The 23795-nt window shown below is 63.7% G+C and carries 23 protein-coding genes and 1 tRNA gene; 15 read left to right on the forward strand and 9 right to left on the reverse strand.

Annotated features, from left to right (window positions below):
* Positions 1-50: 50 nt before the first annotated feature.
* The 5 genes from ACXAID_RS08475 to ACXAID_RS08495 all read left to right on the forward strand — a co-directional run bounded on the left by ACXAID_RS08475 (position 51) and on the right by ACXAID_RS08495 (position 3800).
* Positions 51-124, forward strand: a tRNA-Leu gene (locus ACXAID_RS08475).
* Between the two features lie 291 nt (positions 125-415).
* A complete protein-coding gene (locus tag ACXAID_RS08480; protein WP_475021753.1) occupies positions 416-715 on the forward strand; it encodes a WXG100 family type VII secretion target in 300 nt (99 codons plus the stop codon).
* A complete protein-coding gene (locus tag ACXAID_RS08485; protein WP_475021754.1) occupies positions 715-2523 on the forward strand; it encodes an alpha/beta hydrolase in 1809 nt (602 codons plus the stop codon). The genes ACXAID_RS08480 and ACXAID_RS08485 overlap by 1 nt, the downstream gene beginning before the upstream one ends.
* 88 nt (positions 2524-2611) lie before the next feature.
* Entirely contained in the window at positions 2612-3064 is a 453-nt protein-coding gene (locus tag ACXAID_RS08490; RefSeq protein ID WP_475021755.1) for an LppA family lipoprotein, read from the forward strand.
* Positions 3065-3167: 103 nt separating this feature from the next.
* On the forward strand, positions 3168-3800 hold the full coding sequence (locus tag ACXAID_RS08495; RefSeq protein WP_475021756.1) for a DUF6308 family protein: 633 nt from the start codon (positions 3168-3170) through the stop codon (positions 3798-3800).
* Positions 3801-3849: 49 nt separating this feature from the next.
* Here the strand turns inward: ACXAID_RS08495 and ACXAID_RS08500 are convergent, their stop codons facing one another.
* Entirely contained in the window at positions 3850-5013 is a 1164-nt protein-coding gene (locus ACXAID_RS08500; RefSeq protein ID WP_475021757.1) for a hypothetical protein, read from the reverse strand.
* 44 nt (positions 5014-5057) lie between these two features.
* Here ACXAID_RS08500 and ACXAID_RS08505 point away from each other — a divergent pair.
* Both ACXAID_RS08505 and ACXAID_RS08510 read left to right on the forward strand, forming a co-directional pair.
* A protein-coding gene (locus ACXAID_RS08505) for an IS3 family transposase (RefSeq protein WP_475021758.1) occupies positions 5058-6220 on the forward strand; the annotation gives its coding sequence in 2 pieces (ribosomal slippage) (positions 5058-5342 and positions 5345-6220; 1161 coding nt in all).
* Between the two features lie 19 nt (positions 6221-6239).
* Positions 6240-6515: a helix-turn-helix domain-containing protein gene (locus ACXAID_RS08510; RefSeq protein WP_475021759.1), complete on the forward strand. Its 276-nt coding sequence runs from the start codon at positions 6240-6242 to the stop codon at positions 6513-6515.
* A 9-nt stretch (positions 6516-6524) separates the two neighbouring features.
* On the opposite strand, the gene ACXAID_RS08515 is transcribed toward ACXAID_RS08510, so the two are convergent.
* Positions 6525-7187, reverse strand: coding sequence for a hypothetical protein (locus ACXAID_RS08515; protein WP_475021760.1), 663 nt, complete (start codon positions 7185-7187; stop codon positions 6525-6527).
* Positions 7188-7257: 70 nt separating this feature from the next.
* The gene (locus tag ACXAID_RS08520; protein WP_475021761.1) at positions 7258-7902 is read right to left on the reverse strand and encodes a DUF7255 family protein; all 645 of its coding nucleotides are present in this window, start codon (positions 7900-7902) and stop codon (positions 7258-7260) included.
* 176 nt (positions 7903-8078) lie between these two features.
* Here ACXAID_RS08520 and ACXAID_RS08525 point away from each other — a divergent pair, with 176 nt between their 5' ends.
* Genes ACXAID_RS08525 through ACXAID_RS08545 form a run of 5 tightly spaced genes read left to right on the forward strand, consistent with a single transcriptional unit; the run spans position 8079 to position 16386 of the window.
* Positions 8079-10055 carry a type I restriction-modification system subunit M gene (locus ACXAID_RS08525; RefSeq protein ID WP_475021762.1) on the forward strand — a complete coding sequence of 659 codons (1977 nt, stop codon included), beginning with the start codon at positions 8079-8081 and terminating at the stop codon, positions 10053-10055.
* Positions 10052-11392 (forward strand): restriction endonuclease subunit S, encoded by a 1341-nt coding sequence (locus ACXAID_RS08530; RefSeq protein WP_475021764.1) that lies wholly within the window; start codon positions 10052-10054, stop codon positions 11390-11392. The genes ACXAID_RS08525 and ACXAID_RS08530 overlap by 4 nt, the downstream gene beginning before the upstream one ends.
* Positions 11393-11394: 2 nt before the next feature.
* Positions 11395-12291, forward strand: a complete 897-nt coding sequence (locus ACXAID_RS08535) for a GIY-YIG nuclease family protein (RefSeq protein ID WP_475021765.1) — start codon at positions 11395-11397, stop codon at positions 12289-12291.
* Positions 12288-15386, forward strand: coding sequence for a type I restriction endonuclease subunit R (locus ACXAID_RS08540; RefSeq protein WP_475021766.1), 3099 nt, complete (start codon positions 12288-12290; stop codon positions 15384-15386). The genes ACXAID_RS08535 and ACXAID_RS08540 overlap by 4 nt, the downstream gene beginning before the upstream one ends.
* Before the next feature lie 10 nt (positions 15387-15396).
* Positions 15397-16386: a DUF4917 family protein gene (locus ACXAID_RS08545; protein ID WP_475021767.1), complete on the forward strand. Its 990-nt coding sequence runs from the start codon at positions 15397-15399 to the stop codon at positions 16384-16386.
* Between the two features lie 329 nt (positions 16387-16715).
* Here the strand turns inward: ACXAID_RS08545 and ACXAID_RS08550 are convergent, their stop codons facing one another.
* From ACXAID_RS08550 to ACXAID_RS08560, 3 genes are all read right to left on the reverse strand, one after another.
* Positions 16716-17009: a hypothetical protein gene (locus tag ACXAID_RS08550; protein WP_475021768.1), complete on the reverse strand. Its 294-nt coding sequence runs from the start codon at positions 17007-17009 to the stop codon at positions 16716-16718.
* Between the two features lie 482 nt (positions 17010-17491).
* Positions 17492-17785: a hypothetical protein gene (locus ACXAID_RS08555; protein WP_475021778.1), complete on the reverse strand. Its 294-nt coding sequence runs from the start codon at positions 17783-17785 to the stop codon at positions 17492-17494.
* Between the two features lie 72 nt (positions 17786-17857).
* Positions 17858-18091: a hypothetical protein gene (locus ACXAID_RS08560; RefSeq protein ID WP_475021769.1), complete on the reverse strand. Its 234-nt coding sequence runs from the start codon at positions 18089-18091 to the stop codon at positions 17858-17860.
* Between the two features lie 298 nt (positions 18092-18389).
* On the opposite strand from ACXAID_RS08560, the gene ACXAID_RS08565 reads away from it, so the two are divergent.
* Complete coding sequence (locus ACXAID_RS08565; RefSeq protein ID WP_475021770.1) at positions 18390-19385, forward strand: AraC family transcriptional regulator; 996 nt, start codon at positions 18390-18392, stop codon at positions 19383-19385.
* A 531-nt stretch (positions 19386-19916) separates the two neighbouring features.
* Positions 19917-20996, forward strand: a complete 1080-nt coding sequence (locus ACXAID_RS08570; RefSeq protein WP_475021771.1) for a PE-PPE domain-containing protein — start codon at positions 19917-19919, stop codon at positions 20994-20996.
* A 17-nt stretch (positions 20997-21013) separates the two neighbouring features.
* Here ACXAID_RS08570 and ACXAID_RS08575 read toward each other — a convergent pair whose 3' ends face one another.
* The gene (locus ACXAID_RS08575) at positions 21014-21193 is read right to left on the reverse strand and encodes a hypothetical protein (RefSeq protein ID WP_475021772.1); all 180 of its coding nucleotides are present in this window, start codon (positions 21191-21193) and stop codon (positions 21014-21016) included.
* Positions 21194-21335: 142 nt separating this feature from the next.
* On the opposite strand from ACXAID_RS08575, the gene ACXAID_RS08580 reads away from it, so the two are divergent.
* Positions 21336-22601, forward strand: coding sequence for an adenylate/guanylate cyclase domain-containing protein (locus ACXAID_RS08580; protein ID WP_475021779.1), 1266 nt, complete (start codon positions 21336-21338; stop codon positions 22599-22601).
* Here ACXAID_RS08580 and ACXAID_RS08585 read toward each other — a convergent pair.
* The gene (locus ACXAID_RS08585) at positions 22576-23073 is read right to left on the reverse strand and encodes a Dps family protein (RefSeq protein WP_475021773.1); all 498 of its coding nucleotides are present in this window, start codon (positions 23071-23073) and stop codon (positions 22576-22578) included. The genes ACXAID_RS08580 and ACXAID_RS08585 overlap by 26 nt on opposite strands.
* Before the next feature lie 38 nt (positions 23074-23111).
* A partial coding sequence (locus ACXAID_RS08590) for a DUF2339 domain-containing protein (RefSeq protein WP_475021774.1) occupies positions 23112-23795 on the reverse strand: 684 nt, incomplete at its 5' end.

The raw sequence follows: 23795 nt of genomic DNA on the forward strand, positions 1-23795 counted from the left end.
AGCGCGGGGCATCCTCTAAGGTGAAAGGCCGCGCAACTGCACGGTACGACGCCCTCGTATCCCAACTGGCAGAGGAAACGGATTCAAAACCCGTACAGTGTGAGTTCGAATCTCACCGAGGGCACCGGGAAATGGCATTTCGACGCAGTTCTTGCACTGCTATCGGCCCGCAGAAGCTGGCCCAGCCCACAATGGTGAGCACTTTCCACACCCGGCCGGCCGCTGATCCGGGTGGCCCCGTGCGGTGCACCAGGGACAAGCACGGCCAGATGGGCACGCGGTGCTGTACCACCCTTCACGAACAGGGCCAACGGCGGCAGATCGGCGTGGTGGAGGTCTCGTGCAGGCCGGTATCTTGAGAAGGTGCGCAGCGAATTCGCCGCGCATGGCTTCAGGGGGCGGAAGGGGGGCGGGGGTGGCCAAACCACTTCGGGTTGATCCGATCGATCTGCATGTCTCAGCAGATCACGTGGATGTGCATCACGCCGAGTTTCGGGCGGCTCACGCCAGCGCTGATGCAGATATCGAGGTCGCGCAGTCAGGCTGGGTGGGGGCTTCGGCGGCGGCGTTGCACGCCAGAGTCATCGACTGGCAGCTTGCGACCACGCGGATCAGCAGTGAGATCGAGGCCCATGGTGCAGCTTTCCGTGCCGCCGCCCAGGGCTACACGAGTACCGACACCGATAGCGCGGGCTCGCTCGACGCCCGGGTCTGATGCCGCTCACGCTGGCCGATATCGAGCGTTGGGATGCCTCGTCGATCCGGGAGGTCGCCTCGGCGTTGGGCAAGCGCGGTGCCAGCGCCGAAGATGTCCGTGCCGGTCTGGCCCGGTTGCCGCTGATCGCGTCCTGGCACGGCAGCGGCGGCGATGCCGCACGGGCCTCACTGGACAAGCTCACTGCCTATCTGGCCGCCCACGCCGAAGAGATGGCCCGAATCTCCGCGGCAGCGCACTCCAGCGCCGACGAGATCGAAGGCTTGAAGTCCACCCTGCACCGCATCTACGACGACGCCCATACCCAGGGCTTCAGCATCGACCCCATCAGCGGGACGGTCACCCCGACCAACGAGGCGTTGTTCGGAGACCCGCTGTATGCGCTACAACAGGCTGATCTGGAAGTCCGCATCAAGGAGCTGCTCGCCGCCGCCGAGGCTGCCGACACCGGTCTGGCCCAGGCCATCACGACCGCCGGAGAGCACGCAAGCCCCGTCGGTGATACGCCGTCTGTGGCCGACGCACTGGCAGCGCCGGTGCCCGAGGACCCGACGCGGTTTCGCGAGTGGTGGGAGCAGTTGACCCCCGAGCAGCGCGATGCGTTGGTCGCGCGTGATCCGATGATCTCCAACAACGTCGGGATGCCCGCGGTCGACCGTGACTTCTACAACCGCGAACGGCTGCCCACCGAGCTGACCCAAGCGCAGGCGGCCCAGGCCCGAGTCCAGGCGCTGGAGGCCGAGCATCCCGACTGGGCCAACGGACAGAATGTCCCGCCCTTGGGGCGCAACGGTCGCGTGTTCGGCCTGCGGGAGACCTACCAAGAATGGAAACGTGAGTACAGCTCCGCACAAGACGCCGCGAAGTATCTTTCCGACCTGCAGGCGATCGACAATGCGGTCCGGGACAACCCCGAGCGGATGCTGCTACTCCTCGACACCGAAACCGGCGACCAGGCCCACGCGGCGATCGCGGTCGGCAACCCCGACCTCGCCGACCACGTCGCAGTGACGACCCCTGGCCTGAACACCACCGTGCATGGGTCCATCGAGAGCATGGTCGACGAAGCACGACGAGCCCGCGCCGAGGCAATGGAGCAGCTCGACCTCGCGGGTCGGGGCCATGAGAGCGTCTCGACGATTGCCTGGATCGGCTATGACGCTCCTCAGATTCCCGGCGGTGAAGACCTCGGAACCTCACTGGCCGGAGGCTGGGCGGTCGGCCACGACGACTTTGCCGCAGCGGGAGCCCAGGACCTGGCCCGCTTCTACGACGGGCTTAACGCCACCCACCAAGGTCCCCTGGACCTCACCGCGATCGGGCACTCCTACGGCTCACTGACCACCGGCATGGCCCTGCAGGTCCCCGGCGACCACGGCGTCGACAATGCCCTGTTCTACGGCTCACCAGGCATCCAGGCCGCCACCCCGGCAGACCTCGGATTGCCCGACGGGCACGTATTTGCGATGCACACCCCCGATGACCCCATTCAGCACGTGTATGACGCGCCGCCCATCGCTCGCACCGTGGCCCCATTTCTACCCCACCCGCTCGACGACCTCGCCCAGAACATGCTCAACGGGATGGACGCCTCCGGCGCAGGAGCATTCGGCCCCAACCCGGCCACCAACCCCAGCTTCACCCACCTGGCCACCGGCGCGACTACCGTCCCCGACGGGCGCATCCTCGGCGCAGCCAGCGGCCACAGCGAATACCCCCGCTGGGACGGGGCTACCAACCAGCCCTACACCACCGGCTACAACATCGCCGCCGTCATCGCAGGCACCACACCCATCCCGCAGAAGTGAGCACCCGACCATGACCCGACCGCCGCCGCGCTACCTCAGCCTTCTACCAGGCATTGTGGCCATCGCTCTATTCGCCTCAGGATGTCACATGAACAACCCGTCCGAGCCCGAGGCCAGCCAGGCCGCCGATGCGCTGACCAGCCTGCCATCACTGGAAGACACCCGCACCGAAGTCGAAACAGCAATTGTCCAACTAGGCCAGAAGATCACTGCTATTGCTCCGGAGGTGTCCTGGGAGTGGCGACGCGAAGACAGCCGGGGCCGATGCCTGACCCCGTTAGAGGAATCCGGCGGGCAAGAGATTCTCCTGCGCAACTACGTCTCCGACACCCCCATCCCCCAACGACATTGGCAACAGGCCTACGACCTCGCAGCAGCAGCCGCCCACTCTATCGGCGCGAACAACCTGACCGTCTTCAAAGACGCCCCCAACGACCACGACCTGCAGTTCACCAGCGACACCGGTACCACCCTGCGCTTCGGCTCCCAAGCCGCAGCCCTCATCAGCGGAAGCACCGGATGCCGACTCCCACAGAAGTAAAGCGGCCCAACACTATCGATCTGCTCCGTCAACACAAGGTTCTGCGCTGCCCGCGTCCGGTCGACTTATCGGTTGGGGTACCCATCCAGCAAGAGACACCCCGATGAATCGCTTCGCATTTGACTTGGGAGAGTGGTTCTCCGCCAACGCGGCGCAGGTTCAACACGACCTGACCCGGTACTTCAGTGGAATGCACGGAGACCGGTTCACTGGACGGTGGTTCGAGAGGTTCGCCTCGATGGGAAGCCCCGACCGGTTCGAGCCCTCCGACGTACTCGCGGTCGAGTCGTTGTCGGTGAGAGTGCCGCCCGAGTCAGCGGCCAAGCTCACCATCACCGAGGTCGAACGATTCAGCTCGCTGCTGAGTGAACTGCCCAAGAATGCCGACCTATGGGACCTCGACTACGCGGTGATCGACGCGGGTGGCCCCGCCGCTGAGCTGCACACCAGGCTCGACAGTCTTTATGGTGTGGGATGGGTGACCGCAGGCAAGCTGATGGCCGCCAAACGTCCTCGGCTGATCCCGATCCTCGACAAAGAAGCCAGGGGACTACTGGCACCGCCGAAGCATGGCTTCTGGCGTTCCATGTACCAGCAGTTGATCGACACCGAGCGTCGGCGGGCGATCGCCGAGGTGTGCAGATCCGCGCCCGACTGCGTCAGCCTGCTTCGCCGCATCGACGTGGCGCTTTGGATGCACGCAACACAGGTCGGTCCTCATCAGCCCACGTCGTAGAGCCGGGCCGACCCTCAGACTCCTTCGACCGCGCCGCTTTACTGACAAGTCACCTGGCGGTGCTGTCGAGCGAGTACCAGTCGTTGTCATCTGGCAGGCCAGGCTGGTCAACATCCCACAGCGTCCATTGCGCAACCTGGCGGCCTAGCACCTCCTCGGGAGTGTCGTCGGCGAGCGTGAGGTAGAAGTACGGGTCGTCACCGGGGCGGAAGTGGACCTCGAAACCCTCGGCGTTCCCATCATCGAGAGCTGCGATCGCTTCGTCGCCGTTGATGGCGGTTGCCTGAGTGTGGAGTGCGTAGACATCGCCGATTGTGAACTGGCGGCCTGCTATCTCTACCGTGTATTGCCCAGCAGGCCAAACGATCGACTGCGGCCCTCTTAGGCCTGTACGGACTTGTGGAGTGTCGATGCCGGTCATTACTAGGGTGAAGACGGGGGCGCGCGGTGAAGCGACGATGTGGCCTTCGATTAGGAGCCTCGCGATGCGGAGATTGACTCTGTCTCCGGGACGGATTTCGTCGGGGATGTCGAAGAAACGGTTGGTGTGGCGCTGGACGACATCGAGGTCGTAGGCGAACTGCTCGATGGCGAGCAGGTCACTGTCGTAGTCGCTAGCGGTCCTGGGGCCGTCGATCTGCACCTTAGTGATGACGTCGCCCTCGATCGCGAATTCCAGACGGTTGGCGAGGCAGATCACACGGCGCGTGGACAGCACGTCTTCCACGACCGAAGGTCGAACGTGGTTGTAGTTGAGCCTGATGTCGAGTCCCGGTGCCGGGAAGTCCGCGCCTGCACTTTCGGCGACTTCAGTGCCATGCGGAACTCGGAGTCGAATGTCAAGATGGCCACTGCAGAAGCTCGCTTCGACGGACCCGCCAACGATGCCCGGCGCTGCATGGGTAATTCGCCCCTCGAAGCTGGCGATTTCTTCGTCGGCGTGGAAAGCGCGTATCTCAAGGCGCTTGCCGACGGCTGGACCTGTTGGCGGCGAAATGAACTCGACAGCTCCCGGCGGGTAGTCACCTGCGATGAAGTCCGGGCCACCCATCCGCACCGAGCGAACGACGTCTCCTGGGAGGTGCAACCTGCCGGAAGGTGCGTAGCCAAGGGTGCGCAGAATCTCCTGTTGTAGAACTGCATGGTCTTCGCCAAGTTGATTGAGTTCGATAGTGAAATTGATCGGGGGGTCTGCTGCACGGATAGGTGACATCTGAGTTGGCTTGCCCAGGGTGGGCAGGCTGGAAGGATGTCCCCATGGCAAGGCCCTACCCACGTGAGTTTCGTGACGACGTCGTGCGCGTGGCCCGTAATCGCGGGGACGGGGTGACGATCGAGCAGGTCGCCACCGATTTCGGTGTGCACCCGATGACGCTGCACAAGTGGATACGCCAGGCCGACATCGACGAGGGCACCAAACCCGGCAAGAGCACCAGTGAGTCGGCCGAGCTGCGGGAACTGCGTCGCCGCAACCGGCTGCTGGAGCAGGAGAACGAGGTGCTGCGCCGGGCGGCGGCGTACCTGTCGCAGGCCAATCTGCCGGGAAAAGGATCTACCCGCTCGTGACAGAGCTCGCCGCCGACGGGATCCCCGTCGCGGTGACGTGCCGGGTCCTCAAGCTCGCCCGCCAGCCCTACTACCGCTGGCTGGCTAACCCCATCACCGACGCCGAATACCTCGAGGCCTACCGCGCCAATGCCCTGTTCGACGCCCACCGCGAGGACCCTGAGTTCGGGTACCGCTACCTCGTCGAAGAGGCCCGCGATGCCGGTGAGCCCATGGCCGAGCGCACCGCCTGGCGGATCTGCTCGCAGAATCGACTGTGGAGCGTGTTCGGCAAGAAGCGCGGCAAGAACGGCAAAGCGGGGCCGCCGGTGCACGACGATCTCGTCGAGCGTGACTTCACCGCTGACGAACCAAATCATTTGTGGCTCAGCGATATCACCGAGCACCGCACCGGCGAGGGCAAACTCTACCTGTGTGCGATCAAGGACGTGTTCTCCAACCGCATTGTCGGGTACTCGATCCAGTCCCGGATGAAGTCCCGGTTGGCCACACAGGCACTCGAAAGCGCGGTGGCACGCCGCGGCGAGGTGGCTGGCTGCATCCTGCACAGCGATCGCGGCAGCCAGTTCCGCAGCCGCAAATTCGTCGCCGCCCTGGGCCGCCACGACATGGTCGGCTCCATGGGCCGCGTCGGCGCGGCCGGCGACAACGCGGCGATGGAGAGCTTCTTTGCCCTGCTGCAGAAAAACGTCCTCGACCGCCGCCGCTGGGACACCCGCGCACAACTACGCATCGCGATCGTCACCTGGATCGAACGCACCTATCACCGGCGCCGCCGCCAAAGCGCACTCGGGCGGTTGACCCCCATCGAATTCGAAGCAATCATGACCACACCGGCCAGTCAGGCCGCGTGACCGAAACTGTCACCTGATCGTGCAGCAGACCCGGATGATGATCGGTGTCTTGGGCTCGCTGGCTGAGTACGAGCGTGAGCTGATCAAGGAGCGCACTGCGTTGAAGCGGGCGGTGTCTCGGGCGAATGGCACGAAGTTCGGGAGGCCGAGAAAGGTCGACGACGCCGACCACATCGCCACCGCGAGACGGATGAAGGCCGATGGCCACATAGGGCGCGACATCGCGAAGTATCTGGGTGTCAGCCGGGCGACCCTGTACCGCTATCTGCAGACCGATGCGGGCGAATTGCTCTGACTTAGAAGCTCACTCACACGGCGGCGGAAGGCCGACCGGGCCCTCGACAGCGAGCGGGTTGGTTCGTACTACTGGTTGCCATCTCCCGTAGATTTTCATACTCCGAAGCCGCTTACATGACATCCGCTCGTGCTTGCGCGCCCAATTTCGCATCGCGATGCGGAACCGCTGAATGCGCGGCCCGTACCAACGCCACCGATAAGAGTGGTCGTGATTGAGGCATTGAGCAACCGCGTCAGACACGACTCCTTCGAGGTACGGGCGCACCCATGTGAGCACAGCCCAGCCGTTGGCGGCATGTTCCCAACTGGGGACCGAGAAAGTCCACTCAATCGGGTCGTCCGCAGCGGTCATAGTGATCCGGGTTGCCGGGGGCTGCGGTAGCCGTCCTTCGGCATCCTCGTCTACACCGAGAACGTGGAGGGCGACGTGATGGAACACGCCAGGCCCGCCGACGCTCACCCTCACCGAATATTCGGGGACTTCGGCGATCTTTCCAGGACCGATGAAATGAACTGGTTGCACGGGCTTGCCTGTGCGGCCCGCGAGGAACCGCAGGGCACGTCCACCCGACGAGGACCTCGCAACGTTGAGTTGGCGAATCATCACGACGAGGCTCCAGGCCGCGATAGCCAGCGCCAGCGCCGCGATGGCTACCGCGATCACTGCCATGACGCTCAGCATGTCACCTCGCCCCGAGAAGGGATGTGCTCGCCAAGCCGCGTCGGTAGTTCGAGGGGCTTTATGTCGCTGCCGCAGTGCGCGTATGGACAAGATCGCGCAACCTGCCGGAGTCTACCGGCGCGCCAACCACAAGAGCGTCACCCAGTCTGATGTCGCCGATACTGTCCCACACTGACAGCCTGGCCAGCCGCACTGCGCCGGACGTCAGTGCAGCGATGTCCTTCAGGGCGTCATAGAGAGCGCGTTGCTTCCATCTGGGAGCCCCCGGCCCCTCCAACTCACCTACGTCTCCGGGCGGCCCGAACATCGACTCGCACGAGGGGGTGGTCCATCGCTTGCCCCACTTGCCAGCATCGAGGCACATGGTCTCGTAGAGCCGACAGAATTGGCGGTAGTCGTCGCACCACGGCAGGTTCGCTGCCCAGAGTGTTTCGAGGGTCGTCGACCGATAGCGGTTGAAGTGCAGCTCCTCATCAAGTTCGACCACCAGCCCTCCTTCAAAGGCCAGGTCCCAGGCTCCAGGCCGGGGAGGCCGCACCGGTTCCGTTCCACCGAGGGCGCGATACGTCGCAACGACCTCGGCCTGGGCTTCGCCGGGCAGGTCATCCAGCCGTGGCGCTGCGGGATTTGAAGCGGCGGATACCAGCCCGGCGCGGTTCAGGAGTCTCTGCAGCGCCTGGGCACGTGCACCAGTACGGACCATGCGCCCAGTTTGCACATTCGACCGACAGTCGACGTGACGCACCCTCTGCCCGCACTCCGAAAAGGACATCGACCTCAGCACGCGGCGCACCGAGCCAGGTAAACCCTGACTGCGCTCTTCAGAGCGAGGTAACTTCCAGGGGTCTCGGAATCGGATGTGGGGAGTAGATCGAGAACATGGCGCAGACCAACGCGAATCTGATCTGGAAGATCGCTGACCTGCTGCGGGGGCCGTATCAGCCCAACCAGTACGGCGACGTGATCTTGCCGTTCACCATCCTGCGCCGCCTGGACTGCATCCTCGAACCGACAAAGGACGAGGTGCTCGCCGAGTACAAAAAGATTCAGGCGAGCAAGGTGCACCCCGCCGTCATGCTGAAGGCCAAGTTCAAGCTGCCGTTCTACAACACGTCGCGGTGGACGTTCGCGGCGCTGGTGGGCGACCCCGAGGGGGTGGCTGACAACCTCATCGACTACATCGAGCACCTGTCGCCCAACGTGCGCGACGTCTTCGATGGGTTCCGCATGATCGATCTCATCGGCGACCTCGCCAAGTCCGATCGGCTCTACCTGATCGTCAAGGAGTTCGCCGCCGTCGACCTGCACCCGAAGGTGATCAGCAACCACGACATGGGCTACATCTTCGAAGAGCTGATCCGCAAGTTCGCCGAATCCAACAACGCCCAGGCGGGTGACCACTTCACCCCCCGCGAGGTCATCGCGCTGATGGTCGACATCCTGTTCCACACCCAAGACGACGTGCTGACCAAACCCGGCACCGTCCGCACCATCTACGACCCAGCCGCCGGAACCGGCGGCATGCTCTCGACGGCCTACGACCACCTGATCGAGATGAACCCCAAAGCACGACCCGTGCTCTACGGGCAGGACATCAACCCGCGCTCGTACGCCATGTGTAAGTCCGACATGATCATCAAGGGCCAGGATGTCGACAACATCTACCTCGGCGACACCCTTACCGATGACGGGTTCCGCACGAAGCACTTCGACTTCCTGCTGTCCAACCCTCCTTTCGGGGTGGCGTGGAATACCCAGCAGAAGTCGGTCACCGACGAGTACGAGCAGCGCGGCTTCGCCGGACGGTTCGGGCCCGGTCTACCCAGGGTGTCCGACGGGTCGCTGCTGTTCCTGATGCACCTGATCTCGAAGATGCAGCCCGTCAAGAACGGGGAAGGCGGCAGCCGCCTGGCCATCGTGCTGAACGGTTCACCGCTGTTCACCGGAGGCGCAGGCTCTGGGGAATCGAACATCCGGCAGTGGATTATCGAGAATGACTTGCTCGACGCGATCATCGCGCTGCCAACCGACATGTTCTACAACACCGGCATCAGCACCTACATCTGGGTCCTGGACAACAACAAACCCACCAAGCGCAAGGGCAAGATCCAGCTCATCAACGCCGCCGATATGTACGGGAAGATGCGTAAGTCTCTTGGCTCCAAGCGCAAGGAGCTTCGCCCGAAGGACATCGAGCGGATCTGCGGCCTCTACGACAGCTTCCGCAACCAGAACGCCACCGACGAGCACGACGCCCACTCCAAAGTCTTCAAGGGGGAGGAGTTCGGCTACTCCACCATCACGGTCGAACGTCCCCTGCAGCTTCGCTTCACTCCGACCGAGGAGAAGGTCGAGGAAGTCCTGGCGCAGAAGAGCGTGGCCAAGCTCAAGGAAGGCGAGAAGGCCGCCCTACGGAGTGCCCTCACGACGCTGATCGGCTGGGAGTGGAAAGACCGCGACGAGTTCAACACCGAACTCAAGGACGCGCTCGGCAGAGCCGGACTGACGAGACCAGGTGCTCCGCTGATCAAGGCGATCTGGTCAACTATCGGCGAGCACGACGGGGACGCGGTGATAATCAGGAGTGCCAAGGGAGACCCCGAACCAGACCCCGCCCTCCGGGACACCGAGAACATCCCACTGGCGGAGGACATCGAGCACTATTTCGCCCGCGAAGTCCTGCCCCACGTCCCTGAGGCCTGGATCGACCACGACAAGACGAAGGTCGGCTACGAGATCCCCTTCACCAGACACTTCTACCGCTACATCCCGCCCCGGCCTCTCGACGAGATCCAGCAAGATCTTCGCGTTCTCGTCGGTGAGATTCAGGCTATGCTCGCCGAGGTCGGCGCATGAGGTGGCCCTCCTACGAAAGTTATTGGGATTCCGGGGTTAATGGGCTTCCTTCCATTCCCGATCACTGGTCCACGACCCCGATAAAGCGTCTAGGTGCAATCCGTTACGGGATCGGCGAGCCGCCGGTCTACGTCGATGACGGTACCCCGCTGATCCGGGCCACCAATGTCTCGTCCGGTCGCGTCGCGTCCGAAGGACTCGTGTTCGTGAACCCTGACGACATTCCGGCAAAGAGAATTGTCTGGCTGCAGACTGGCGACATCGTCGTTGTGCGTAGTGGCGCTTACACAGGCGACTCCGCACGGATTACCGAGGATTACGCCGGATCAATAGCTGGATTCGACATGGTTCTACGGACTGAGAAGGCCGACCCGGCGTTCATTCAGTACGCGCTGCTATCGGGCTACCTCAAGCAAGGGCAAATCCATATCGCCAGAACCCGCGCCGCTCAGCCTCATCTAAACTCTGAGGAGCTTGGCAGCTGCATATGCATCCTACCGCCGACCGACGAACAGAAATCTATCGTGCGATTCCTGGATGTGGAAACCGCCAAGATCGACGCGCTGACCGCCAAGCAGGAGCAGCTCATCGCCACCCTGCGCGAGGATCGCACCGCCACCATCACCCACGCCGTGACCAAAGGGATAGATGTAAGCGTCGAGATGAACGGCTCAGGAGTTGAATGGCTCGGCGAAATGCCACGCCACTGGCTAGCTTCTCGTTTGAAGAACGTAATCAGTTCGACGGAGTCAGGGACGAGCGTTAACGCTGGTGATTGGCCCGCCGGAGCCGACGATATTGGGGTCCTGAAAACTAGCTGCGTGTCCGCCGGGTGGTTCAACCCCGCAGCTAACAAGACCGTTGTTGACCAGAACGAGATTGATCGCACCACATGTCCCGTAAACGCTAATTCGCTGATCGTCAACCGTGCTAACACGCCGCAACTAGTTGGTTCTGCTGGATATGCGGAGGTGGGCCATAAGAATCTTTTCCTCTCCGACAAGCTATGGCAGGTCCGGTTCAAGGGCGCATTGGCCCGATTCATCTACTACTGGACGCAAACGCAGGTCTATCGCTCTCAGATCACGGCCCTGTGCGTCGGAGCAAGCTCCAGCATGCAGAACCTCGCAATGACGGACTTCCGAAACGTCGCGGTTGCACTGCCTCCGCTGGATGAACAAGCCGCCATAGTGAGTTTCTTGTCAACACGGACTCGCACCATCGACGGTCTGATCGAGAAAACTCTCAGTGTCATCGACGTTCTTCAGGAGTACCGAGCCGCACTCATCACTGATGCGGTAACAGGCAAGATCGATGTACGGGGGGCGGTGACCTAGTCGTGACACGAGCACAGACCATTCAGATCTATCTGCCGTCCGGCGACCCTGCGGGGATGCGGGTGGCCAATCTGACGACACGTACCGTCCGCGTGTTCGAGGTGCCTCGCTCGCTGCTCCCGCAGTTCTTGTTGCGTGCAGAGTCTGGGCAGGTCGGCGTCTACTACTTGTTCGGCTCGAACGAGGATGAACCGCCACAGTGCTACATCGGCCAATCTGGAAACGTGGGCGTGCGGCTACAAAAGCACACCTCGACGAAGGACTTCTGGACCAGGGCCATGGTGGCGGTATCGCTGACCAACGAGTGGACCTCCACCCATGCGGCCTACCTCGAATGGTTGTCACTTGGGCGGGCCAGAGCCGCCGGGCGGTACAACCTGGTCAACGGCAATCAGGCGTCCAACCCGTTCACCCCCGAGCCTCTCGAAGCCGATTGTCAGGAGTTCATCGACACCATCGCCGTGCTGTTAGCAACGCTGGGCGCACCCGTGCTCGAAGCGGTGAAACCTGCTGCGTCGTCGCCGGCGAGGTCGACCAGTGACGAGCCGGAGAGCCTGTTCTTCCGCGAAGCCGGATGTGAGGCCACGGGATTCCAGACCCCAGAAGGGCTGTTAGTGATGGCCGGATCGAAGGGACGTCCCGACATCCGCAAGTCCGCCCGGCCTGGCATCGCTGTGCAGCGTGCAGCTCTGGAAGCAGAAGGGGTGATCAAGGTCAACGAACATGAACTGGCCTTCCTCAAAGATCACCTGTTCGGTTCTCCGTCAGCGGCAGGATGTGCTCTGGTGGGTGGAGAGAACAACGGGCGAACCAGTTGGCGCAATGAGCAGGGGCAGTCCATTAGTGACCTCGAACAGCTCGCCATAGCGTCGAACAGCAACGAGGCGCAGCCGCAGTGACGCAGCACCATGAGTCGGCGTTCGAGACCGAGATCTGCCAGTATCTCTCCGAGCATGGCTGGCTGTACTCGCCGACGGACGAGGGGTATGACCGGGAGCTGGCGTTGTTCCCGGACGATGTGTTCGATTGGCTTGCGGCGACGCAGCCTGAGCAGCTCGCCAAGCGGGTCAAGCCGGAACTGACGGGCGAGGCTCTGGCCAAGGCGCGGGCTGGAGTACTTGCAACTTTGGTGAAGCAGTTGGGGGCTGATCCAAAGGCCAACGGCGGCACGTTGTCGGTGCTACGACGTGGGATCAAGGACCTCAACGCCCAGTTCACGATGTGCCAATTTCGACCCAACACCTCGTTGAACGAGACCACACAGAAGCGTTACGACGCGGTGCGGCTGCGGGTGATGCGCCAGGTGCATTACTCGACGCAGAACGCCAACAGCATCGACCTGGTGTTCTTCGTCAACGGCATCCCGGTGGCCACAGCAGAGTTGAAGACCGACTTCACCCAGAACATCACCGATGCGGTGCTGCAGTACAAGAACCACCGCCTACCCAAGGGCGAGCCGTTGTTGGCGTTCGGGTCACGGGCGGTGGTGCACTTCGCGGTGTCCAACAGCGAGGTGCAGATGACCACCAAGCTGGCGGGCAAGGACACGTTCTTTCTGCCATTCAACCGGGGCGACAACCACCACGCCGGGAACCCGCCCAGCGCGCACGGGTCACCGACGGACTACCTATGGCGCGAGATCCTGCAGCGCGACACCTGGCTCGACATCCTCGGACGGTTCCTGCACCTGCAGGTCACCGACAAGATCGACCCAGTCTCGGACAAGAAGGTCCGCACCCAGACGATGCTGTTCCCGCGCTATCACCAGTGGGACGCGGTCACCCGACTCCTCCAGGCGGCAAGCACGCAGGGGCCGGGACACCGCTATCTGATCCAGCACAGCGCCGGATCCGGCAAGACGAACTCCATCTCCTGGCTCGCGCATCGGCTCTCGGTGCTCCACGACGACGTCAACAAGCCGGTGTTCGATTCGGTCATTGTGATCACCGACCGCAACGTGCTCGATGCCCAACTTCAGGAAGCGATCCGCCAGATCGACCGCACCCCCGGCGTGGTCGCGCACATCGCCGGACTGGGCGGATCGAAGTCCCAGGAGCTGGCAGACGCGCTCAGCGGCGGCACCAAGATCATCATCGTCACCATCCAGACCTTCCCCCACGCCCTGGACCTGATCCACACCCAGGCCTCGCTGAAGGGCAAGAACTTCGCCGTCATCGCCGACGAGGCCCACTCGTCGCAGGCCGGGGAAGCCTCAAAGAGGCTAAAGGCTGCCCTGGCGGCCACTGAGCTGGACGATCTCGAAGACGGAGGCACCGTAGACGCCGAAGACATTCTGGCCGCTGAGATCGCTGCACGGGCAGAGTCGAACAACATCTCGTTCTTCGCGTTCACCGCCACCCCGAAGGCCAAGACCCTGGAGCTGTTCGGCCACAAAGGCGCAGGCGGCAAGCCGCACCCCTTCCACCTGTACTCGATGCAGCAGGCCATCGAAGAAGGCTTCATCCTCGACGTGCTGAAGAACTACACCCCGTACAAGACGGCTTTCCGCCTCACCCATAACGGGCAGTCCTACGAGTCGGAATCCACCAGCACGGGCACCGTCGCGGTCACCGGCAGCGCCAACGGTGATCTGGTGGACAAGTCGGCGGCGGTCAAGTCGGTGATGAACTGGGTCAAGCTGCATCCGACGAACATCTCCCAGAAGGTGGCGATCATCGTCGAGCACTTCCGCGCCAACGTCGGCTGGCGGCTCGACGGAAAGGCCAAGGCCATGGTGGTCACCTCTTCGCGCAAGGCGGCGGTGCGCTACAAGCTGGCCTTCGACAAGTACGTCGCCGAACAGGGCTATGACGACGTGGCGGCGCTGGTGGCGTTCTCCGGGGAGGTCAGCGACCCCGACTCCGGCATCGACAAGGCCACCGAAACGACATTGAATCCGGGCTTGAAGGGCCGCGACCTGCGCGATGCCTTCGCCACCGACGAGTACCAGGTGATGCTGGTCGCCAACAAGTTCCAGACCGGCTTCGACCAGCCACTGCTGGTCGCCATGTACGTCGACAAGCGCCTGTCCGGGGTGGCGGCAGTGCAGACCCTGTCGCGGCTCAACCGGGTCGCGCCGGGCAAGGACGAGACCTTTGTGCTGGACTTCGCCAACAGCGCCGAAGAGATCGTCGAGGCCTTCGAGCCCTACTACGAGGCCACCACCCTCAGTGATGTCACCGACCCCAACATCGTGCACGAAACGATGGCCAAGCTCGACGCCGCCGCAATCTACTACGAGGCCGAGGTCGAGGGCCTCGTTGCCGACTATCTGGCCAATAAGGGCAACAACGCACTCACGAAGTGGGTGACCCCGGCCCGAGACCGTTTCCGAGACCGTGAGCGCACCGCAGTCGAGGCCAACGACAACGCCGCCCTTGATGAACTGGTCATGTTCCGGAAGGACGTCGGCACCTTCTTGCGCCAGTACGACTTCTTGTCCCAGATCATCAACTACGAAGACCTCGCCCTGGAGAAGCTGTCGATCTACCTGCGCCACCTGGCCCCGGTGATCACCGCCGAGCAGCTCCAGCACGAGATCGACCTGTCGACCGTGGACTTCGACTACATCGCTCAACGCGAGCAAGGAATCACATCCGGCAAGCTCGCCGGTGGTGTGCCCCTCGAACCCACCACCGAAGCCGGAACCGGCAGCGTCAAAGACCCCGAGATGGTGGCCTTGGCCGAGGTAATCGAGAAGATCAACGACCTATTCTCCGGTGAACACCCCGAGTCCAGCGTCAACAACGTCGTCACCCACGTGAAGGATCGACTCCAAGAAAGCGAAACCCTGCAGCAGCAGGCCCAGCACAACACCTTGGCTCAGTTCTCGGCCAGTCCCGACCTGCACAGCGAGTTCATCTCAGCAGTCATCGGCGCGATGGCCTCATCCGAGGACCTCTCGACTCAGATCATCAACAACCCCGATCTATCCCAGAAGCTGCTCGCGGAGCTGGTGCCGATTATTTACAAAGGATTGAAGGCGACCGCGTAGGTTAGTGGCAATGCCAGACCACCTTCGCACCTGGGACAAATACAGCAGTTCCACTTGGCCGACCTTGTTGGTCGGCAACGGCATGAGTATCAACGTTTGGCGAAACTTCTCTTACAGTCGGCTCCTAGCGAAGGCCAATCTCAGTCAGTCTGCGCGCACACTATTTGACGACTTCGGAACCGTGAATTTCGAGGTTGTGCTGGAAGCTCTATGGCACGCGGAGCGAACGCTGGCCGCACTAGGGCGACCAACTGCGATGGTGAAGGGGCTATATCACCATGTGCAGCAACAGCTCGTAGCGGCTGTGCGCCAAGTGCACGTTCCGTGGGAACTGCTGCCTTGGGAAGCCTTATCGCAGACATCGGACGAACTCCGCACCTATCAAGCGGTGTTCACACTCAATTATGACCTTCTAACCTATTGGGCTTTCATGGCTGGCGGCCATACGGCGGACTTTGGTGACTTCTTTTGGTCGCACAACAATACTTTCAGCCAGGCTGACTCCGAGTTGTCTCCCGCCCGAACAGGGCTGTATTTCCTCCATGGCGGCGTGCATTTGTGGCAAGACTCAGCAACGGGCTATACGGGCAAGTGGACACGGCGGTCGGTTGGCCGACTTCTTGCAGACCTAGCGAGCGCTCTCGAAAATGCACCCAATCGCCGTCCACTGTTCGTGAGCGAGGGTACCTCGGCTCAGAAGATGTCCGCGATCCGCCGTTCGGATTACCTGTCGTTTGCACGGAGGCAACTCATCGAGGACCACTCAGATACAGTTATCTTCGGTGCGAGCTTCGGTGATCAAGATGATCATGTGATTAGTGCGTTGAACGCAGGTCCCAGAAGGAAATTTGCGATCTCAGTCCGGCCCGGTACTGGCAGTCAGAATGTCGCCACGATGGCCCGCTACCGGTCCCGACTACCGCGCCACGACTTGCGGTTCTTCGATTCGCGAACACATCCTTTGGGCGACGAGACGCTGTCGGTAAATGACGAAAATTAGATCGGGCTCGGGCCAAGGGCGAAATATGTGCACCCACCATCGGTGACGTGGCACAAATCGCACTCAGGAGTCTTATCGGTGACCTGAATCCGGCGGAGTGCAAACTGCACTGCGCAGTCTTCAACGGCACAGACCGTCCGATCGATGTCCTGACACGGTCCTGGGATGAGTGGGTCAAGTGGAGCCGATGGCGACCCGCCCGCAACGAGTTCAACCGTCAGTTCATCTTCACGCTGGCGCGGGACCGAAACGACCCGTCGAAGATCGGCGTCGCCGTGATTCACGCCGAATCACGGCTTCTTCAAGCCATGACATTTGACACTCACCTGCTATCCGAACTCAGCTTCTTCGATGGGGACGACCTTGTGCACCATGCCGCTCATAGGGATGACCCAAGTGTCCTCGCCCAACTCCGATCCCGACATCTGCTCGCCCACCTTGCTCGGGTTGAGCGCATAGGTGGGTCCGGTGTAGGTCATCGTCTGCTGGCCCGCACTGACCGAGAAACCGAGGTCAAGCACGAGCATCATCAAGTCACCGCCGACGCCCTTGCGGAAGATTCGGTCGTCGCGTTCGACCTCGGTAGCTCGCACCAACTTCTGGCCGTACTGCGGTGGTGTCATTTGCGTCCTCCAATTCCTCCCCCCGACAAGAACGCTACGTCTGCCCTGCGACAGTCGAGGACCTGCAACAAACGACACGCCGGGGGTATCCGACTACCGGCTATGGAAGCACCACCAGCATCAGCGCCGAGATCGTGAACGCCGCCACGAACCCCACACCAGACCCCATACCCGGCAAACCCATCAAAACTGGTGCAAATGTAGAACGCCAGCTCAGGCCGGTACGAACCATTTCAAAACCCGTACAGTGTGAGTTCGAATCTCACCGAGGGCACCACAACTGCCACCACCACGCTGCCGGCGATGAACGCCGCAGTGGCTAACTCGCCATCGCGCTATCCGGTGTACACGACTTGGTGGGCCGGCAACTGGCCGAGTGACGCCGCGATCCCCGCTACATCACCGCGGCGAGGGCTGCGTCCAAAAGTCTGCACACCCCCGGCGGGCGGCGAACATGTACACGGGCACCCCCTGCAGGGGTGCTACGGAGCGCTGGTGTAATCCCCCGCAACGAACGCGGGGCTGCGGCCGAACCGCTGGTAGGCCGCCTGCCGCGACACTCCCAGGGCGGCGCCGATCGCATCCCACGTGTCGCCCGCCTCACGCGCCGCCGCCACCGCGGCCCGCAACTCCACCTCGGAGCGCTCGACCGCCTCGGCCGCCGCGATGATGCGCCGCACATGCTGCGCATCCCGCCCCGGCCCGTCGGGTTCCACAGAATCGAGCCACACGTCCATCTCGTCGCCGGCCGAATCCGCCTTGGTCTTTTCACTCATGTTCATCACCGCGATTTCATCGCTCTGGGGCGGCTTCAATGCCGCCCTCTTTCGCCACCGCCCCACCGCCGATCAGGTCAAGAAACGGTAGAACTTCGACCGCAACACATCGGCGTGGATGATGCGCTGCGGCTCATCGGTGGGCACCACCAGCTCCAGCAGCCTGCCGGTGCGGTCGGGGCCGATCACCAGCAGCTGGGGATCGCCCTTGTACTCCAGCTCCACGTACCGGATCTGATAGCGCCAAGCGTGGAGCACGTCGGCGTCCGCGATTCCGTGCTTGCGGGCGCTGTCCGCGATCTCCACGTGTAAATAGTACCTTTACACCCTCTAGCTGTAAAGGCAACGTTTACGGCACCACCGCCACAAGGCGAATACGCGTCGTGTGCCTCCTCTCGAAGGCCAGAGCGGGAGTCGTAGGCAACGCGTTTCAACTGGGCACCCCCGACTGGCGGCCAGCGTAGACAGCTTGCGATGCGCATAGCCATCCCGACCGCGATAGGGGCGGCGGCTTCCTCTTGGCCGTCGCCGCCGGTCGAACTCCGTCATCGAGTCGGACCAAGCGGTTCTTGACCAGTCCCCCGCCCCGTGCCATCTTTCGATCGTGGGGGGCCGTACCGTCGCAATCCAATTCGTCCGCGCCGCGCTGGACATGATGCAGACCCGCGGGCATAACGCGCCGCTGCTGCTCGAGACCGCCGGCATCCCCTCCGAGTTGGCAGCCGAGGACGACGCACGGGTCACCGAAGCTCAAGCGGCTCGGCTGATCCGCGCCCTGTGGGACGTCTCCGACGACGAACTGCTGGGTGTGGGACCGAAACCGATGCCGCGCGGAACGTTTCGCATGATGACGCTGGGACTGATCCATGCGTCCGATCTGTCGGCGGTGCTCACCCGGTCCGTGGAGTTCAGCCGGATCGCCTTCGGTGTCGATGTCTCGATCGTCGACGACGACGGCATGACACGACTTGCGCTCACCGCCCGCGACAGTTCTGCGCTGGCGCCACCGGTCGCCGCACTCGTCCTGGCCGTGATCCACCGATTCGGCGGCTGGCTGATAGGTCGCACCATCGAACTCGAGGCCGTCACGCTGACCGGCGCCGAGCCAACGGCTCCAGCGGAGTACCTGGCCGTGTACGGCGTGGCCCCCGAGTTCGACTCGGCCACCGCCGGCATGGTGTTCGACTCCCGTTGCCTGCGAGCCCCGGTGGTCCAGGATGAGCAGTCCCTCGATGATTTGATTCGCCGCTCCCCCAACGAACTTCTCTTTCGTCAGCAGTATCGGCGCAGCACTACCGACCGGGTGCGCCGAATCATCGAGGGCAGCGGAGCACCGGGCCGGGTGACTGTGGACGCGGCGGCTAACCAGCTGAGCATCAGCAATCAGCATCTGAGACGGCTGCTGCGCGAGGATGGCTCGTCGTTCCGGTCGATAAGAGATGACGTGCTGCGCGATCAGGCGATCAGCAGCCTGGTCGGCGGGAGCGAGAGCGTCGACGCGCTGTCCGCACGACTGGGATTCTCTGAACCGAGCGCTTTCAGGCGGGCGTTCCGGCGCTGGACGGGCAATGCCCCGAGCTTCTACCGACCGCCCCCGTGAGCGGTTCGGTCACGGCGCCTGCACGAAAACGTCCTCGCCACCGAATATCCAGCTGACTAGATTTCTGGCCGGGTCAACACCGGTCGGGTCTGCCGTGTCCTCGATACCGGCCATGTGAGCCACAGACTGCGGACAGGGCGGCCGCCGCGATGCCAGGCATCGCGGGCATGGGGGGCCGGCCGCCCTGTCCGCCACCCCGGTGCGGATCCGACTCACCCCGCAACCATTTGCTGAGCTACCGACCTTCTCGCATCATTCAGCCGCTGCCGACGACCTCCGCCCGCTACTCTGATCTGCAGCGGCACGTCGAACGCCAGGCGTATGTTAGGGGGGACGATGGAACATCGCTGTGGGCGCCACCACCGCAAAATTGCCGCGGTTGCTCTGGCAGCAGGCCTCGCCGTCCTGCCGGCCGCGACTACACCATCGGCGAGTGCCGCGATCGCCTACACCGTCGAGCCCCTGGGCGGAACCGACACCACACCGAGCCTGTTCGACGGGGCGGTGTGCGAGGTCTATCAGTGTGTGAAGGTGCCGACACCGGCAACGCTGGACTTCACGCACTCCGCAGGAGTGTTCGGCGAGAACGGCTCCATCGCCGAGGGAGCGGCCAACCTGAACACGGCGCTGGCCGACGACCCGGGCGAGAAACTGGTCTTCGGCTATTCGCAGGGCGCCCAGGTCGGCGGATTCTGGTTGCGCAACTACGCCCCCACCACAACCGTCGACCCCGTGACGACGTCGTTCCTGTTCGTCGGCGATCCGGAGAACACCTACGGAGTCCCCTGGGCTCCGCGCGTTCCGACCGACACCGGGTTCGCCGTCACCGAACTCTGGGCGCAGTACGACGGCTGGGCGGACTGGCCCGACCGCTTCAACCTGCTGGCGATCGCCAATGCCGTCTACGGAATGCTGGTCGTGCATCCCAATGTCTACGACGCCATGGATCTGGCGGCCGAAGAGGCCGACGGGAATGTCGTGACCTGGCAGGACAACGGCATCACCTACAAGATGGTCGCCCGGACCGAGGTGCCGATGCTCGACTCGCTGCGCAACATCGGATTCGGCTGGCTGGCCGACATGCTCAACGACGGCATACGCGAGAACATCGAAGCCGCCTACGACCGTCCGACCACCCAGGAGGAGGCCGACGCCCGCTTCGGCGTCCCCGCCGACGATGATGCGAGCACGACCGGAACGGCTGTCTCGGCCGCATCGGTCGAATCGGTCGGATCCGGGCCCGCCGCCCAGCCGTCGCGCCGCGCCGGCGGCACCACGACGGTGTCGCCGGAGGATGCCGACACCGATGCCAACGAAATCGCCGTTGAGCCGGACGAACCCACCGACCCCGGCACCGCCGAAGCCGAACCCGCCGACGAGGTCAGCACCGTCAGCGACGACGAGGAGGCCGCCGAATCCCTCGACGATTCCGCAGAGAGCCTCGGCGACGACCAGACCGTGGAGGGAGAGGACGCGGCGGGCGGGGCCGGTGACGAGGGCGACCGCGCCACCGGATCAGAAACCCCCGGTAGCGGGGACGGAGGGGACCGGGATTCCGGTGGTGACGGCGACAGCGAGGCGGCCGGCGACAGCGACGGTGCTGACGACTGACACCCTCCGGGCGCTGATCAGGTGTAGCCGTTCACCGGCGGGCTGGCTTGCACGGACATCCAGTACTGCGGGCTGAAGAGCGTGATGCCGCCGGCGGCCTTGTCGACTTGCAGGGCACCGCCGTCGACGACCGAGAAGCGATGGTCGTCATCGAACGACTGGGGTTCTCCAGACCTGAAGTAAACAGTGAACGCCATGCAAGCGAGCCTGCCAGGAATTTTGCGCGGCGCGACTCGAGCGCACAGCATCCGCACGATCGGTAGCCGTCGCCGGCAGCCCAATCTGAGCGAGACGACCAGCTCAGGGCCCTGCGAGCGTTAAGCTCCGGCCGTGCTCAGTGTGCGGCCGGTATGCGTACCCGAGGTCACTCTGACCGGGCGCACGTGGTCGCCCAGCAGACACCGCAGCGACCGGCTCGCCCGGCGGGTTCGGGTGCTGACGATGGCCAGCTGGATCGCGGCCGCGGTAGCCGGCGCCTTCGGGATCCTGCAGCTCACCCTCGGCGGCACGCTGTGGTGGCTCGGGGTGGCCAACGTTGGTTGCGCGATGGTGTTCCTGACGATTCCCCGGCTCTGTTCGAAGGGCGAGCTCCTCGCGCCGCTGACGTTCGCGGTGTTCGCCTACGCCTCGGTGGGCTTCATCTGCTACACCACCGGCACCGGCTCGGGACTGCAGTTCTACTTCCTGGTCTCGGCGTCGCTGATGGTGCTGGTGCTGGGCATCGAGCGCATCGCCCTGGCCTCGGCGATCGCCGCGGCCGGGGTGGCGCTGACCATCATCCTGGAGTTCAGCGTCCCCTACGATCGCGGGCTCGGCCCACCGTGGACGTTGACGGCCGGCTTCATCAGCTCGGTGGTGGCTTCAGCGGTGATGGTCGTTGCCACGATCTGGTACACGCTGCGCGAGATCGAACGTGCCGAGGCAGCCATGCAGGCCGAGCATGAGCGCTCCGAACGGCTGCTGGCCAACATTCTGCCGGCCTCCATCGCCGAGCGGCTCAAAGACCCGTCGCGCAGCGTGATCGCCGACAAGTACGACGATGCGTCAATCCTGTTCGCCGACATCGCCGGATACACCTCGCGGGCCAGCGACACTGCGCCGGCGGACCTGGTCCGGTTCCTCGACCTGCTCTACACCGACCTGGACGCGCTGGTCGACCGGCACGGCCTGGAGAAGGTCAAGACGAGCGGCGACTCCTACATGGTGGTCAGCGGGGTGCCGACGCCACGGCCCGACCATCTGGAGGCGCTGGCCGCCCTCGCCCTCGACATGGCCGAAGCCGTCGCCGATCTGAAAGATCCACGCGGGCGCGATGTTCCGTTGCGGATCGGGATGGCCACCGGACCCGTCGTCGCCGGAGTCGTGGGCGCCAGCAAGTTCTTCTACGACGTGTGGGGCGATGCGGTCAATCTGGCCTCCCGCATGGAGACCACCGACGTCGAAGGGCGGATTCAGGTGCCCGACAACGTCTATGACCGGCTACGGCACACTTTCGTGTTGGAGGAACGGGGCATGGTGGACATCAAGGGCAAGGGCGCCATGCACACCTGGTACCTGGTGGGCCACCGGCCCGGCGTGCTCAGAGCTTCCGGTTCTCCGACTTGAGCAGCCAGGCCAGCTTTTCCAGTCCGTCGATGAGCTGGTGCAGGATGTCGGCGGTGCTGGGGTCCGCGGCGTCGACGCTGTCGTGCACGGTCCGCAGGGTGTCCACGGTGGCGTAGATGCGGCCGCTGATCAGGTCGACGACCTCGCCGGTGCTGTGTTCGTAGGCCGGGAACTCCGGCAACGAGGTTCCGGCTGCGACGGTGTCGGACCGGCCGTCCGGCACGGCATCGAGCGCACGCATCCGTTCGGCGACGGTGTCGCTGGCCTCTCGGGCGAAGTCGACGACCTCGTCGAGCTGCAGGTGCAGGTCGCGGAAGTTGGTACCGACGACGTTCCAATGCGCCTGCTTGCCCTGCAGGTGCAGTTCGATCAGATCGACCAGTACCCGCTGCAAAGCCGAAGACAGCTCGGGGGTGGCCTGAAACCCGGTGATGTCGGAGTCGGTCCTACGGAGATTCGCTGTTGTACCCATGTCTTGATCAACACCTTTCTTTCTGGAATGAGTCCAGATTACTCTGTGGGTGTCGCCACACCGTCGCCCCCCTGCTGGTCCTGCCTGTCCTGCTTCTCCAGCAGCCGCGCATACCCGGCGCCCATGCCCAGCAGGACCAGCCCGACCACGATGAACACCGCCACCCGGAAGAACCCGTCGAGGGTGCCGAGGTCGAACAGGAACAGTTTCGCCACCGCCGCCGCGACCAGCCCCAGACCTCCGGCGATCGGCACCGAACGCTGCGTGCGCGGCACCCGGGCCGCGTAGCCGAACAGTGCGGCCGCCAGAGCGATCCAGCAGATGGTGGCGACCATGTGCCCGGCATAGAAACCGCCGCGGTCACCGGCGATCATGACCCCCGCCGTGACCGCGAAGGAGGTCACGCTGTAAACGACCACCACGCCGGCGATCAGCCACACACTGCGGTCCCTGCTGCGCCAGGACCACGTGATGGCCACCGCGGCGGCGGCCAGCAACACGCTGGAGACCAGCGTCGACGCCCCGGCCGCGGCACTGGTCTTGACCGGCTCGAGCAGTACGAACAGCGGCGCGGCACTGAGATGGGCCAACGCACCCGCTATCGCGAACCCGAGCGAGGCCCAGCGCGCGACGCCGGCCCCGATCGCCAGGGTGGTCCTTCCGTTGCTGAGTTCGCTGATGGTCGCCAGCGCCTGTGCGGTGACAGCCGGGTTGGCGGTGTA

The organism is Mycobacterium sp. ABE4_509, from assembly GCF_056160785.1.